This window comes from Prevotellamassilia timonensis (assembly GCF_021531665.1).
GTDB lineage: Bacteria > Bacteroidota > Bacteroidia > Bacteroidales > Bacteroidaceae > Alloprevotella.
On record NZ_JADYUH010000064.1, the window covers coordinates 1 to 14,682 of the forward strand.

The following is a 14,682-nucleotide window of genomic DNA, read 5'->3' on the forward strand; positions in this document are numbered from 1 at the left end:
TATTACAAAAAATCTCACGGATAACCCGTGAGATTTTTTTGTCCGCATAGGACGGCTGATTTCGGATGGTTACCACGAAGCGGTGTTCTTTGGTGTAAAACTGTTTTGAAACACGATTCTCTTGCCAGGAGCGCACCCTTTTTGAAACATTAATGTTCATGAATTTGATTCATAAAAAGCCATTAATTTGTTTTGGAATACGAAACGCGCGAATGCTCAGAAATTAATGAGGCAATTAATGGGCATTAATGGAGAAAAATTCTTGTTTTGGGAACACGAAATGTTCACGAATTGTTCACGAATTGTTCAGAAATTAATGAGGCAATTAATGAGACAATTAATGGGCATTAATGGAGAAAGAATTTATGTTTTTGAACACGAAACGCGCGAAATGTTTTGGAGGTGAAGAGGAGGTGAAGAGGGCGGAAACAGAAAATTTTTCTCGGTAGAGTTGCATGCCGTCTGCTTCATCATCAAGACAGAGTGCGCCTTCGGCGCTGCGGCTCGCGCCGCCATCTTCGCGGGCGTACAGCCTTCTAGGATAAGATACTATTGCTGCACAGGTGGCAACAGCGAAGAAACGAAGATTCGCAGCAGCGAAGAAACAAAGTTGCAAGTCGCAGAACAAAAAATCCCGCGCCGTTTCGGACGCGGGATTTTTTCATAAGTTATTGACGAAGAGATCTTTTTCAGAACTCGGAAGTGACGTCAGTGGTTTGCTTGGCAGCCTGTGCCTTTTCGTATTCTTCGCGGTCAGCCACAACGATACGGTTGAACTCGCGGAGACCGGTACCGGCAGGAATGAGGTGACCGCAGATGACGTTCTCTTTCATGCCCTCCAAGTAGTCAGTCTTACCGCTGATGGCGGCTTCGTTGAGCACCTTGGTGGTTTCCTGGAAGGAAGCAGCGGACATGAAGGATTTGGTCTGGAGTGCGGCACGCGTGATTCCCTGAAGAATCTGGGTGGAGGTGGCAGCCTGTGCGTCACGCACTTTGACGAGCTTGAGGTCACGGCGCTTGAGTTGTGAGTTCTCGTCGCGGAGTTTACGGGCAGTCACAATCATACCCTTCTTCATGGTCTCACTGTCGCCGGCGTCAATGACGACTTTCTTGCCCCAGATGCGGTCGTTCTCTTCAGCGAAATCGAGTTTATCGACAATCTGCTGCTCAAGGAAGCGAGTGTCGCCGGGTTCGTTGATTTGAACCTTTCGCATCATCTGACGGACAATGACTTCAAAGTGCTTGTCGTTGATTTTCACACCCTGGAGACGATAGACGTCTTGCACTTCGTTGACGATGTATTCCTGCACGGCGGTGGGACCTTGGATGGCAAGGATGTCACCGGGAGTGATGGAACCGTCGGAGAGAGGAGTGCCGGCGCGGACGTAGTCATTCTCCTGCACGAGAATCTGCTTGGAGAGGGGCACGAGATATTTTTTGATTTCACCGAGTTTGGAAGTGACGATGATTTCGCGATGACCACGCTTGATGTTGCCCATGGTGATTTCGCCATCGATTTCGCTGACCACAGCGGGGTTGCTCGGGTTGCGAGCTTCGAAGAGCTCGGTGACACGCGGCAGACCACCGGTGATGTCGCCTGCCTTGCCGACGGCACGCGGAATCTTGATGAGGATTTCACCCGCCTTGACTTGCTGTCCGTCTTCAACCACGATGTGACCGTTGATGGGGAAGTTGTAGGAGCGGATTTCTTCGCCGTTTTCATCCAGGATGTGGCAGGTGGGCACGTGCACCTTGTCCTTAGATTCGATGACGATGCGCTCGCGGAGACCGGTGGCTTCGTCTTCTTCCACACGATAGGTGATGCCTTCCACAACGCTTTCGAAACGGATGGTACCTGCGTTCTCGGTGACGATGACAGCGTTGAAGGGGTCCCACTTGGCAATCATGTCGCCCTTCTTCACGCGGTCGCCATCGGAAACATAGAGTTGTGAACCGTAGGGGACGTTCTGAGAGGAGAGAACGATGCCGGTGTGCTCGTCCACGAAACGTACTTCAGCAAGACGACCCACCACGATTTTCACAGCCTGACCCTCATCATTGGTGCTTTCCACCGTGCGGAGTTCTTCAAACTCGAGACGGCAGTCGCTCTTGGCGAGGATGGTGGCGTTGGCAGCGGCGTTGGAGGCGATACCACCGGCGTGGAACGTACGGAGCGTCAGCTGCGTACCCGGTTCACCGATGGACTGTGCGGCGATGACGCCGACAGCTTCGCCTTTCTGCACCATGCGGCTGGTGGCAAGGTTGCGACCATAGCACTTCTGGCAAACGCCATGACGGCTCTCGCAGGTGAGGACAGAACGGATTTCGACGCTCTCGATGGGAGAGGCTTCAATCTCAGCGGCGATGGGTTCGGTGATTTCTTCACCGGAAGCGACGATGAGTTTGCCGGTGGAGGGGTTGATGATGTCATGCACAGACACACGACCGAGGATTCTTTCGCTCAGAGAGGAGATGACCTCGTCGCCGTCCTTGAGGGCACTGCAGACAAGACCGCGAAGCGTGCCGCAGTCTTCTTCGGTGATGATGACGTCGTGGGAGACATCGACGAGACGGCGGGTGAGGTAACCGGCGTCGGCGGTCTTCAAGGCGGTGTCGGCAAGACCCTTACGGGCACCGTGGGTGGAGATGAAGTATTCCAGCACGGACATGCCTTCCTTGAAGTTGGAGAGAATCGGGTTCTCAATGATTTGTGCGCCTTCGGCACCGGCTTTCTGAGGCTTCGCCATCAAACCACGCATACCTGCCAACTGGGCAATCTGGTCGGCAGAACCACGGGCACCGGAGTCAAGCATCATGAAGACAGCGTTGAAACCTTGGTCGGCTTCGGTCATCTGTTTCATGAGGGTCTTCTTGAGGTCGGTGTTCACGTGAGTCCAGGTGTCGATGACTTGGTTGTAGCGTTCGTTGTCGGTGATGAAGCCCATGTTATAGTTCATGGTAATCTGGTCGATTTCTTCATTACCTTTCTTGACGATGTCCACCTTCTCTTCCGGGATGATGATGTCATCAAGGTTGAAGGAGAGTCCGCCTTCGTATGCCATGCGATAGCCGAGGTTCTTGATACCGTCGAGGAAGTCGCAAGCACGTGCCATGCCGACGGTCTTGATGACCTTGGTGATGATGTCGCGGAGAGACTTCTTGGAGATGATAGTGTTGACGAAGCCACACTCCACGGGGATTATCTCATTGACAATGACACGTCCGACGGAGGTTTCAACCAGGTGCTTGCAGGGGAAGCCGCGGTCATCGATGTCATCCACCATCACTTTGACGGGGGCATGGACATCCACGCGCTTTTCATTGTAGGCAATGAGTGCCTCTTCTGCACCGTAGAAGGTGAGACCCGCACCCTTGGCGCCCGGACGGAGTTTGGTGATGTAGTAAAGACCAAGCACCATGTCCTGAGAGGGCACGGTGATGGGCGCACCGTTGGCGGGGTTGAGGATGTTGTGGCTCTGAAGCATGAGCATCTGTGCTTCCAGGATGGCTTCGTTGCTCAAGGGGAGGTGAACTGCCATTTGGTCACCGTCGAAGTCGGCGTTGAAGGCGGTACATGCCAGCGGGTGGAGCTGAATGGCTTTGCCTTCAATCATTTTGGGCTGGAACGCCTGAATACCGAGACGGTGAAGGGTCGGTGCACGGTTGAGGAGGACGGGGTGTCCCTTCATGACGTGCTCGAGGATGTCCCAAATGATGGACTCACGACGATCCACAATCTTCTTGGCACTCTTGACGGTCTTCACAATGCCGCGCTCAATGAGCTTGCGGATGATGAAGGGCTTATAGAGCTCGGCTGCCATGAGTTTGGGCAGACCGCACTCGCCCATCTTCAACTCGGGACCAACCACGATGACGGAACGAGCGGAGTAGTCCACACGCTTACCGAGGAGGTTTTGACGGAAACGACCCTGCTTTCCTTTGAGGGAGTCGGACAGAGATTTGAGCGGACGGTTGCTGTCGCTCTTGACGGCAGAACTCTTGCGGGAGTTGTCGAAGAGACTATCGACAGATTCCTGAAGCATGCGCTTCTCGTTTCGGAGAATGACTTCGGGAGCCTTGATTTCCAAAAGTCTCTTCAGACGATTGTTACGAATGAGGACACGACGATAGAGGTCGTTGAGGTCGGATGTGGCAAAACGGCCACCATCCAGCGGCACGAGCGGACGCAAGTCGGGCGGAGTGACGGGAATAATCTTCATAATCATCCACTCGGGTTTGTTGCGGTCGCGGCTGACGCGGAAGGATTCCACCACCTGCAGACGCTTGAGCGCATCGTTCTTGCGCTGCACAGAGGAGTCTGAGTTGGCACGGTCGCGCAGCTCGTAGGACAAGCTGTCGAGATCGATGCGGGTCAAGAGGTCATAGATTGCCTCTGCACCCATCTTGGCAATGAACTTGTTGGGATCAGTGTCTTCCAAGAAGTTGTTGTCCTTGGGAGCCTTTGCCATATAGTCCAAATACTCGTCCTCAGTGAGAAGGTCTTTCTCGGCGAGCTCGTCGGCAAAAGGACCGGGCTGGATGACCACATAGCGTTCATAGTAGATGATGGAGTCAAGCTTCTTGGTGGGGATTCCGAGCAGATAACCCATTTTGTTGGGCAGAGAACGGAAATACCAGATGTGAGCCACGGGCACGACAAGCTGGATGTGACCGGCGCGCTCGCGGCGCACTTTCTTTTCGGTCACCTCGACACCACAACGGTCGCAGACGATGCCTTTGTAGCGGATGCGCTTGTACTTACCACAGTGGCACTCGAAGTCCTTGGTTGGACCAAAGATGCGCTCGCAGAAGAGGCCGTCACGCTCAGGCTTGTAGGTGCGATAGTTGATGGTCTCGGGCTTCAACACCTCACCGTAGGAGTTGGCTTGAATCTCTTCGGGAGATGCCAATCCGATAGTTATCTTGGTAAAGTTGTTCTTTACTTTATTTTCTCTTTTAAATGCCATATTCTTAAGAAAATGATTGAGATGAAGAAGATAAGATGTTAGTCAAGAGTGATGCTGAGACCCAAACCGCGCAATTCGTGGAGCAACACGTTCAGAGACTCGGGAATGCCAGGAGTGGGCATGGGGTCGCCTTTGACAATTGCCTCGTAGGCTTTGGCACGACCGGTGACATCATCTGACTTGATGGTGAGGATTTCCTGAAGCACATGGGATGCGCCGAAGGCTTCAATCGCCCAAACCTCCATCTCACCAAAACGCTGACCACCAAACTGGGCCTTACCGCCAAGAGGCTGCTGAGTGATGAGAGAGTACGGACCGATGGAACGAGCGTGCATCTTGTCTTCCACCATGTGACCAAGTTTAAGCATGTAGGTCACACCGACCGTTGCTTTCTGGTCAAACGGCTCACCGGTGCCACCATCATAAAGCTGGGTGGAGCAGAAGCGGGGAAGACCGGCTTTGTCTGTCCATTCGCAGAGGTCGTCCAACTTGGCACCGTCAAAGATGGGGGTGGCAAACTTCACACCCAGATTCTTGCCGGCAGCACCGAGAACAGCCTCGAAAATCTGACCGAGGTTCATACGGGAAGGCACACCCAGCGGGTTGAGCACAATGTCAACCGGAGTTCCGTCAGCGAGGAACGGCATGTCTTCCTGACGCACAATCTTGGAAACGATACCCTTGTTTCCGTGACGACCTGCCATCTTATCGCCCACACCAATCTTGCGCTTCTTGGCGATGTAAACCTTCGCCTGCTTGATGATGCCGGAGGGGAGATCGTCACCGATGGTGATGGCGAACTTCTTGCGCTTCAGTTGAGCGTCATATTGATTATACTTCTTCAAATAGTTGATGACCAACTGACGGATGAGGGTGTTGGCATGTTCATCGGAAGTCCAGTTGCGGAGTTCGATGGAAGTATATTCCAAAGTGTGAAGAAGTGACTTGGTGAACTTGGCTCCCTTTGCCACGACCTCGGAACCGACATTGTCCTTGATGCCGAGAGACTTCTTGTCACTGATGAGACTGTAGAGCTTGTCCACCATGACGTTCTTGAGTTCCGTGACATCCTTCTCAAACTGCTCGTCAAGTTTCTGAAGCAGCACTTTGTCGGCAGCCTTGGAGGTGCGGCTTTTCTGCTCACGCTTGAAGAGACGCTTGTTGATGACAACACCGGAGAGAGAGGGATTTGCCTTCAATGAGGCATCCTTCACATCGCCTGCCTTGTCACCAAAGATGGCGCGGAGCAACTTCTCTTCGGGAGTGGGGTCGCTTTCACCCTTCGGAGTAATCTTACCGATGAGGATGTCGCCGGGAACCACACGTGCACCGATGCGGATAACACCATTCTCGTCAAGGTCTTTGGTGGCGTCTTCACTGACATTGGGAATGTCGTTGGTGAACTCTTCCATGCCTCGCTTGGTCTCACGAACCTCCAGACTGTATTCATCCACATGCACAGAGGTGAGAATGTCTTCGCGAACCATGCGCTCGTTGAGCACGATGGCGTCCTCGTAGTTGTAACCCTTCCAAGGCATGTAAGCCACGAGAAGGTTACGTCCCAAAGCCAACTCTCCGTTCTCAGTGGCATAGCCTTCGGTGAGGATGTCGCCCTTGTGAACTCGCTGACCTTTCTCGCAAATGGGTCGGAGGTCAATGGTCATGTTCTGGTTGGTGCGGCGGAACTTGGGAATGGTATATTCCTTCACGTTGGAATCAAAGCTGACAAACTCTTCGTCCTCACTGCGTTCGTAGGCAATGCGAATGGTGGTGGCATCCACAAATTCAATGACGCCGTCACCTTCTGCCACAATCATGGTGCGGGAATCTTCGCAGACTTGCTTCTCGATGCCTGTGCCGACAATCGGAGCCTCACTGCGAATCAAAGGAACTGCCTGACGCATCATGTTGGAGCCCATCAACGCACGGTGGGCATCGTCATGCTCCAAGAAAGGAATGAGAGAAGCAGCGATGGAGGCAATCTGCTGAGGAGCCACGTCCATGAGCTCAACCTCAGAAGGCGGAACGACAGGATAGTCTGCATCCTGACGACACTTCACCTTGTCACGAATGAAGGAGCCGTCATCGTTCAAGGGAGCATTTCCCTGACCAATAATCTTGCCTTCTTCTTCTTCAGCAGAAAGGAACACCACGTGGTCATTGTCAAGGTCCACCATGGAGTTTTCAACCTTACGATAAGGGGTCTCAATGAAACCGAGTTCGTCAATCTTCGCATAAACGCAAAGAGAAGAAATCAAACCGATGTTCGGACCTTCCGGAGACTCAATCGGACAGAGACGACCATAGTGGGTGTAATGTACGTCACGAACCTCGAAACCGGCACGTTCACGAGACAGACCGCCGGGGCCAAGAGCAGACAGACGGCGCTTGTGGGTCACCTCAGCCAGAGGGTTCGTCTGGTCCATGAACTGAGAAAGTGCATTGGTACCGAAGAAAGAATTGATGACGCTGGAAATGGTCTTGGCATTAATCAAATCAGTCGGAGTGAACACTTCGTTGTCACGCACATTCATGCGTTCGCGGATGGTGCGACTCATACGTGCCAAGCCGACGGCAAACTGATTGGACAGCTGCTCTCCCACGGTGCGAACACGACGGTTGCTCAGGTGGTCAATGTCATCGACAGTAGCCTTGGAGTTAATGAGCTCAACAAGATACTTGATAATCTCAATAATGTCTTCGCGAGTGAGGACACGCACATCCATCTCGGTGGAAAGATTGAGTTTCTTGTTGATTCTGTAGCGCCCCACTTCACCGAGGTCATAACGCTTCTCGGAGAAGAAAAGGTTGTTGATGACCTCACGTGCAGAAGCATCGTCGGCAGGGTCTGCGTTGCGCAACTGACGATAGATGTAGAGCACAGCTTCTTTCTCAGAGTTGGAGGGGTCCTTCTGAAGCGTATTGAAAATGATGGAGAAGTCTGAAGAGGACACTTCTTCATGGTGAATCAAGATGCTCTGTGCACCAGACTCAATGATGGCTTCGATGTTCTCAGCATCGAGCACGGTCTCACGGTCAAGAATCACCTCATTTCTCTCAATGGAAACGACTTCACCGGTGTCTTCATCCACGAAATCCTCCACCCAACTTTTCAAGACACGGGCAGCCAAACGGCGACCGATAGCCTTCTTCAAGTTGGTCTTGTTCACCTTCAACTCTTCTGCCAGATTGAAAATCTGAAGAATGTCTTTGTCTGTTTCAAAACCAATGGCACGCAACAAAGTGGTGACAGGAAGCTTCTTCTTTCTGTCAATGTAGGCATACATCACATTGTTGATGTCGGTGGCAAACTCAATCCAGGAGCCCTTGAAAGGAATGATACGTGCTGAATAGAGCTGCGTGCCGTTGGCATGGATGCTTGAACCAAAGAACACACCGGGAGAACGATGCAACTGTGACACAACCACACGCTCTGCACCGTTGATGATAAAAGTACCATTCTCTGACATGTAAGGAATGGAGCCCAAGAAGACATCTTGAACCACAGTGTCAAATTCCTCATGGTCGGGATCCGTACAGTAGAGCTTCAACTTAGCTTTGAGGGGCACACTGTAGGTCAAACCACGATCAAGACATTCTTGAATGGTGTAACGAGGTTCATCGATGTAATAATCGATAAACTCAAGAACAAAATTATTGCGGGTATCAGCAATAGGGAAATTTTCCGCAAAAACTTTGTAAAGTCCGTCATTCTTGCGCAATTCGCTGGGAGTGTCAAGCTGCAAGAAATCTCTGAAAGACTTTAACTGAACGTCCAAGAAATCGGGATAGGGCATCGGATTCTTTACGGACGCAAAGTTTACTCTTTGGTTAATAATTCTGGAAGACATTCGTAAACAGTTAAGTTTATGATAAAAAAACGGCGGTCAGCGAAGATTGAAACATTTACAGGAAAAACAGGATTGGAGGAAAACAGCCACCGGAACACCTGCGAATCTATCTCAACTTTTATGCGAGGCTAACGACCTAATGAGGTATAGAAGATTTTGAATGGGGAAGGTGAAAAACATCCTACACCTCAAACACAAAACCTGCTAAAATATAGACACAAAAAGGTTATGAACCCTCTACCAGAAGATTCATAACCATTTCCCAGAATGGGATAATTTTTATTAAGCGAGTTCTACTTCAGCGCCTGCTTCTTCGAGAGCCTTCTTCAAAGATTCAGCCTCTTCTTTAGCAACGCCTTCCTTAATCTTAGAGGGAGCACCATCTACGAGGTCCTTAGCTTCCTTCAGACCGAGGCCGCACTGTTCTTTCACAGCCTTTACAACCTGAAGCTTAGCGCTACCTGCGCTCTTAAGAACTACATCGAAAGAGGTCTTCTCTTCAGCAGCAGCGGCACCGCCAGCTGCAGGACCGGCAGCAACAGCGACAGCTGCAGCAGCGGGTTCGATTCCGTATTCATCCTTAAGGATAGTTGCCAACTCGTTAACTTCTTTCACTGTCAAATTTACCAATTCTTCAGCGATAGCTTTGATATCTGCCATTTTGTAAAAGTATTTGTTTTGTTTTTATTCGATTAATTTATTAGGTCGGATGATCTCCGAATGTTACTCGGGGCGTTCGCCCAAAGTCTTAAGCACACCGTGAATGGTCTGTCCTGCACCCTGAAGAGCAGAAATAACATTCTTGGCAGGGGATTGCAGCAAAGCAACAACATCGGCGATAACCTCGTTCTTGCTCTTGATTGCGCAAAGGGCATCGAGCTGATCAGCTCCAACATAGATTCCTTCCTCAGCGTAAGCGGCTTTTAGAGCGGGAACTCCTTCCTTACCCATCTCTTTGATGAGTTTTGCGGGAGCGTTAGCGGTGTTACAGAAGAACACAGCCGTGTTGCCCTTCAAAGCGCCATACAACGGAGAAAAGTCAACTTCAGATGCGCTGAGCGCTTGCTTGAGAAGAGTGTTTTTCACAACGACCATCTTGATTTCGCTACCGAAACACTTGCGACGCAGAGCTGAAGTAGCTTCTGCATTCATGCCGGTCACATCCACCAAATAGAAGTGTGCATACTCGCTCAGTTTTGCACTGAGTTGTTCGATAACAATAGCTTTATCTTCCTTCTTCATGATAATGTTCAATTAATTTCATCTACAGACTTAGGATCAATCTTGATACCCTTACTCATGGTAGAGGAAAGATAAATACTCTTGATATAAGTACCCTTTGCTGCAGCGGGTTTCAGTTTGATAATGGTGGAGATAAACTCTTTTGCATTACCAAGAATCTGCTCAGGAGTGAAGGAGACCTTACCGATAGAGGTATGCACGATACCAGATTTATCTACCTTAAAGTCAATCTTACCCTGCTTAACCTCGCGGATAGCTTTGGCTACATCCATAGTAACGGTACCACTCTTGGGGTTAGGCATCAAGCCACGAGGACCTAACACGCGACCCAGCGCACCGATTTTACCCATGATGGCAGGCATCGTGATGATTACATCCACATCAGTCCAACCACCTTTAATCTTCTCGATATATTCATCGAGACCAACATAGTCAGCACCGGCTTCTTTAGCAGCGGCTTCTACATCAGGCGTACAAAGGCACAGTACACGAACAACCTTTCCTGTACCATGAGGCAAAGACACCACGCCACGAACCATCTGGTTCGCCTTACGAGGGTCAACGCCCAAACGTACGTCCACATCAACAGAGGCATCAAACTTGGTGGTGGTGATTTCCTTCACCAAGCTGGAAGCTTCTTTGAGTGTGTAAGCCTTCCCTGCTTCAATCTTGTCAGCTACCGACTTTTGATTTTTTGTCAGTTTACTCATGTTTCAAATTGAAGAATAAATTATTAACCAGGGAAGTCACCTTTTACTGTGATACCCATGCTGCGGGCGGTACCTGCAACCAAACGCATTGCACTCTCAACTGTGAAGCAGTTCAAGTCGGGCATCTTGTCTTCTGCAATAGCCTTCACCTGATCCCAAGTGATTTCAGCAATCTTGGTACGGTTCGGTTGAGCAGAGCCACTTTTCTTTTTAGCTGCTTCCAGCAATTGAATTGCTACAGGAGGAGTCTTTACTACAAACGAGAAAGATTTATCGTTATAGTAAGTAATGACAACCGGTAAAACCTTACCAGCCTTGTCCTGAGTTCTGGCGTTGAACTGCTTGCAGAAATCCATGATGTTAATACCCTTGGAACCCAAAGCAGGACCTACGGGAGGAGAAGGATTTGCAGCGCCGCCCTTAATCTGTAATTTGATTAATCCAGCAACTTCTTTTGCCATTTTGAATAATTGATTAAAAAGTTAAGGAAGTCGGTTCGTAACACACCTATTCCTTTGCAATCTGCATAAAACCTAAGTCCAAACCGGTAACACGACCGAAGACTTTTACATTCACAGTGACTTTTTTCTTGTCATTGTCAACCTTATCAACAGTTCCGGAGAATCCGCTAAAAGGTCCATCAACAACTTTCACACTGTCACCCGGCAAGTAAGGAATTTGAACCTCAACGGGTTCAATCTCTAATGAGTCATTCTTGCCTAAGATACGATTCACTTCCGATTCGCGCAAGGGAGTAGGATTGTCCATTCCGCCGAGAAAACCTAACACGTTAGGCGTATTTCTCAACTCGTAAACCGTTTCGCCAACCAATCGCGCCTCAACAAGGACATAGCCCGGAAGGTAACTACGTTCTTTAATGACACGCTTTGTGCCACGCATCTGAACGACCTTCTCGGTAGGAATAAGCACCTGCGAAACATGACCGCCTAAGCGGCCATTCTTAATTTCGGCATCGATGTACTCCTTTACCTTGCCCTCTTTACCACCAACAGCACGCAAAACGTACCATTGCATTTCAGCCTGTGCCATTGACTTTAGATTTGAGGATAAATTAGCTGCATTAACGACTCAAAAACCGTATCCATCAAGAATACCACGAGAGCAATGATAATGGAAGCTGTCAACACCACAATCGCGCTATGACTCAGTTCCTTTCTCGTCGGCCAAGTGGTCTTATGAGATAATTCTTCGTATGAATCTTTGCAGTATGCAATTACTTTCTTGAACATATATGTATTGTTTTGCACGGGAAGAGAGACTCGAACTCCCGACACCTGGTTTTGGAGACCAGTGCTCTACCAACTGAGCTATTCCCGTAAAAATAGGCCTCCCCCGCATAAGATGAGAGAGGTCCTATTTATTATTTGAGGCTTGAAATTAGTCGAGGATTTCAGTAATCTGACCGGAACCAACGGTACGACCACCTTCACGGATAGCGAAGCGAAGACCTACGTTGATAGCGACAGCATAAATCAACTCAACAGTGATTTCAACGTTATCACCGGGCATTACCATCTCAGTACCTTCGGGGAGGTGAATTTCACCGGTGCAGTCCATAGTACGGAGATAGAACTGAGGACGATATTTGTTGCCGAAGGGAGTGTGACGACCACCTTCTTCTTTCTTCAATACGTAGATAGAAGCTTTGAACTTCTTGTGCGGAGTGATAACACCCGGGTGAGTGATCACCATACCACGTTTGATTTCTTTCTTGTCGATACCACGGAGGAGGAGACCTACGTTGTCACCTGCTTCACCTTCGTCAAGCAACTTGCGGAACATTTCCACACCGGTAACAACAGACTTCTTGTCTTCGCCAAGACCAAGGATCTGAACTTCGTCACCAACCTTAACGACACCAGTTTCTACACGACCGGTAGCAACGGTACCACGACCAGTGATGGAGAATACGTCCTCAACAGGCATCAAGAAGGGCTTATCCTTATCGCGCTGGGGCTCCTGAATCCAGTTGTCAACAGCATCCATCAATTCGATAACGGAATCTTCCCACTTAGCAACACCGTTGAGTGCGCCGAGAGCAGAACCACGAATGATAGGAGTATCCTCTTCGAATTCATACTGTTCGAGAAGTTCGCGCATTTCCATTTCAACGAGCTCGAGCATTTCCTCGTCCTCAACCATGTCGCACTTGTTCAAGAAAACTACCAAGCGAGGTACGTTCACCTGACGAGCGAGAAGGATGTGTTCACGAGTCTGGGGCATCGGACCGTCAGTAGCAGCTACAACGATGATAGCACCGTCCATCTGAGCAGCACCGGTAACCATGTTCTTCACATAGTCGGCGTGACCCGGGCAGTCAACGTGTGCGTAGTGACGCTTGCTGGTTTCATACTCAATGTGAGCAGTGTTGATGGTAATACCACGTTCCTTTTCTTCGGGTGCGTTGTCAATCTGATCGAAAGACTTAACTTCTTCACCGGTGCCGAGACGCTCGTGAAGAACCTTAGAAATAGCGGCAGTCAAAGTAGTCTTACCGTGGTCAACGTGACCAATAGTACCGATGTTTACATGCGGTTTGGTACGTTCAAATTTCTCTTTAGCCATAGCTGTTATTTAAAATTTTGTTTGATGAAATTCTTAAAGACAATAAAAAAGAGCTGTTAGTGAGACTTGAACTCACGACCTCTTCCTTACCAAGGAAGTGCTCTACCGCTGAGCTATAACAGCAAGAAAAAAAAGTGAGCGGAAGACGGGGCTCAAACCCGCGACCCCCAGCTTGGAAGGCTAGTGCTCTATCAACTGAGCTACTTCCGCAAATTTTGTGGGCAAAGATGGATTCGAACCACCGAAGGCGTACGCCAGCAGATTTACAGTCTGCCCCATTTGGCCACTCTGGTATTTGCCCTTAGTTATCTTCTCAACCATATTTTAGCTGAGACCTTCGCTAAACGGATGCAAAGGTAGGTATATTTTTTATAGCACCAAACATTTCTACAGAAAAATCACACGAAAACAATGTTTTTTCGTCTAAAACTTAATCTGCTTCCATGATAATTGGAGAAGAATTGCTCTGCACAGTGATTACTTCGCCCGTATTCTCACCGGGGGCAGTCTCTTCATCATCCTCTATCAACTTAAAAGATTTCGCGGGTTTCAACCCCGGAAGACCAAAGTAAATGTGTTTAACACCATATATATATAGATGCCGATGCCAAAGATCAGGATTATCTTGTAAATTCAGCGCTGTGCGTATCTCAGAATTATTCGGCAGCTGTATCGGCACACACAAAGAAGCGTCTGTCACATCCGCAGACTTAGCAATTAAAAGATTTGAAACAACAGGACTTTCTAAAGTGAATTCCGCTTGGCTGATAGAAGTGCCATTTACAAAACCGACAATATAGCCTTCCACCCAAACACTCTCACCATCTGCCACACCGGATAGTTCCTCAACTGAAATGGCGTCAGTCTCTGCCCCATCCGTCCCAGGCGGAATCACCTCACCGGGTTCACTCGTGTCACTCGGTAATTCTATCTTACCACAAGACATGCAAGTCAGCAGCAAAAAAAGAATGGGTGTAAGAGCTATATGAATTATACGCATGGAAAAGTATCTAAATATATATGATTCGGAATTCAAATTGTGCGACGAAGATAGCAGAATCTCAACGGACATGGAAACAAAACCACCTTTTTTTGCAAAAAGAGAGCTGCGAAATCTGCGAAATCCGCGAAATCTGCGAGCGATAAAATAACTCGCTAAATCTGCGAGCCATTAAAAATCTGCGAAATCTGCGAAATCTGCGAGCTTTTCAAAACTTGCGAAAAATCTCGGCGAAAATCCGCGAGCGAAAAGAACAAGATGGAAACAACCTCCGACGAAACTGGTTCATCGGAGGTTGTCCTATAAGCTGGCGGCGACCTACTCTC

The 14,682-nt window shown here is 49.2% G+C and carries 11 protein-coding genes and 4 tRNA genes; all 15 read right to left on the reverse strand.

What is annotated here, in order from left to right:
- Positions 1-337: 337 nt before the first annotated feature.
- The 15 genes from I6E40_RS09260 to I6E40_RS09330 all read right to left on the reverse strand — a co-directional run bounded on the left by I6E40_RS09260 (position 338) and on the right by I6E40_RS09330 (position 14,356).
- The gene (locus I6E40_RS09260) at positions 338-616 is read right to left on the reverse strand and encodes a hypothetical protein (protein WP_235386759.1); all 279 of its coding nucleotides are present in this window, start codon (positions 614-616) and stop codon (positions 338-340) included.
- Positions 617-689: 73 nt separating this feature from the next.
- A complete protein-coding gene (gene rpoC, locus I6E40_RS09265; RefSeq protein WP_235386760.1) occupies positions 690-4,967 on the reverse strand; it encodes a DNA-directed RNA polymerase subunit beta' in 4,278 nt (1,425 codons plus the stop codon).
- 38 nt (positions 4,968-5,005) lie between these two features.
- The gene (rpoB, locus tag I6E40_RS09270; RefSeq protein WP_235386761.1) at positions 5,006-8,818 is read right to left on the reverse strand and encodes a DNA-directed RNA polymerase subunit beta; all 3,813 of its coding nucleotides are present in this window, start codon (positions 8,816-8,818) and stop codon (positions 5,006-5,008) included.
- A gap of 282 nt (positions 8,819-9,100) precedes the next feature.
- Entirely contained in the window at positions 9,101-9,478 is a 378-nt protein-coding gene (gene rplL, locus I6E40_RS09275; protein WP_235386762.1) for a 50S ribosomal protein L7/L12, read from the reverse strand.
- 63 nt (positions 9,479-9,541) lie between these two features.
- Positions 9,542-10,060 (reverse strand): 50S ribosomal protein L10, encoded by a 519-nt coding sequence (rplJ, locus tag I6E40_RS09280; RefSeq protein WP_235386763.1) that lies wholly within the window; start codon positions 10,058-10,060, stop codon positions 9,542-9,544.
- Positions 10,061-10,068: 8 nt separating this feature from the next.
- Entirely contained in the window at positions 10,069-10,770 is a 702-nt protein-coding gene (gene rplA / locus I6E40_RS09285) for a 50S ribosomal protein L1 (protein WP_235386764.1), read from the reverse strand.
- A gap of 23 nt (positions 10,771-10,793) precedes the next feature.
- Entirely contained in the window at positions 10,794-11,231 is a 438-nt protein-coding gene (gene rplK / locus I6E40_RS09290) for a 50S ribosomal protein L11 (RefSeq protein WP_235386765.1), read from the reverse strand.
- Positions 11,232-11,277: 46 nt separating this feature from the next.
- On the reverse strand, positions 11,278-11,820 hold the full coding sequence (gene nusG / locus I6E40_RS09295; RefSeq protein ID WP_235386766.1) for a transcription termination/antitermination protein NusG: 543 nt from the start codon (positions 11,818-11,820) through the stop codon (positions 11,278-11,280).
- A gap of 5 nt (positions 11,821-11,825) precedes the next feature.
- Positions 11,826-12,020: a preprotein translocase subunit SecE gene (secE, locus tag I6E40_RS09300; protein WP_235386767.1), complete on the reverse strand. Its 195-nt coding sequence runs from the start codon at positions 12,018-12,020 to the stop codon at positions 11,826-11,828.
- A gap of 15 nt (positions 12,021-12,035) precedes the next feature.
- A tRNA-Trp gene (locus tag I6E40_RS09305) sits at positions 12,036-12,108 on the reverse strand.
- A gap of 60 nt (positions 12,109-12,168) precedes the next feature.
- Positions 12,169-13,356 (reverse strand): elongation factor Tu, encoded by a 1,188-nt coding sequence (gene tuf, locus I6E40_RS09310; RefSeq protein ID WP_235386768.1) that lies wholly within the window; start codon positions 13,354-13,356, stop codon positions 12,169-12,171.
- Positions 13,357-13,407: 51 nt separating this feature from the next.
- Positions 13,408-13,479, reverse strand: a tRNA-Thr gene (locus tag I6E40_RS09315).
- A gap of 14 nt (positions 13,480-13,493) precedes the next feature.
- Positions 13,494-13,566: transfer RNA gene (locus I6E40_RS09320), tRNA-Gly, on the reverse strand.
- A gap of 8 nt (positions 13,567-13,574) precedes the next feature.
- A tRNA-Tyr gene (locus I6E40_RS09325) sits at positions 13,575-13,657 on the reverse strand.
- A gap of 129 nt (positions 13,658-13,786) precedes the next feature.
- Positions 13,787-14,356 (reverse strand): DUF6359 domain-containing protein, encoded by a 570-nt coding sequence (locus tag I6E40_RS09330; RefSeq protein ID WP_235386769.1) that lies wholly within the window; start codon positions 14,354-14,356, stop codon positions 13,787-13,789.
- Positions 14,357-14,682: the final 326 nt, after the last annotated feature.

Bases quoted from the DNA above. Each gene is read 5' to 3' on its own strand.
- rpoC (WP_235386760.1), bottom strand. From the start codon at position 4,967: ATGGCATTTAAAAGAGAAAATAAAGTAAAGAACAACTTTACCAAGATA.
- rpoB (WP_235386761.1), bottom strand. From the start codon at position 8,818: ATGTCTTCCAGAATTATTAACCAAAGAGTAAACTTTGCGTCCGTAAAG.
- rplL (WP_235386762.1), bottom strand. From the start codon at position 9,478: ATGGCAGATATCAAAGCTATCGCTGAAGAATTGGTAAATTTGACAGTG.
- rplJ (WP_235386763.1), bottom strand. From the start codon at position 10,060: ATGAAGAAGGAAGATAAAGCTATTGTTATCGAACAACTCAGTGCAAAA.
- rplA (WP_235386764.1), bottom strand. From the start codon at position 10,770: ATGAGTAAACTGACAAAAAATCAAAAGTCGGTAGCTGACAAGATTGAA.
- rplK (WP_235386765.1), bottom strand. From the start codon at position 11,231: ATGGCAAAAGAAGTTGCTGGATTAATCAAATTACAGATTAAGGGCGGC.
- nusG (WP_235386766.1), bottom strand. From the start codon at position 11,820: ATGGCACAGGCTGAAATGCAATGGTACGTTTTGCGTGCTGTTGGTGGT.
- secE (WP_235386767.1), bottom strand. From the start codon at position 12,020: ATGTTCAAGAAAGTAATTGCATACTGCAAAGATTCATACGAAGAATTA.
- tuf (WP_235386768.1), bottom strand. From the start codon at position 13,356: ATGGCTAAAGAGAAATTTGAACGTACCAAACCGCATGTAAACATCGGT.
- I6E40_RS09330 (WP_235386769.1), bottom strand. From the start codon at position 14,356: ATGCGTATAATTCATATAGCTCTTACACCCATTCTTTTTTTGCTGCTG.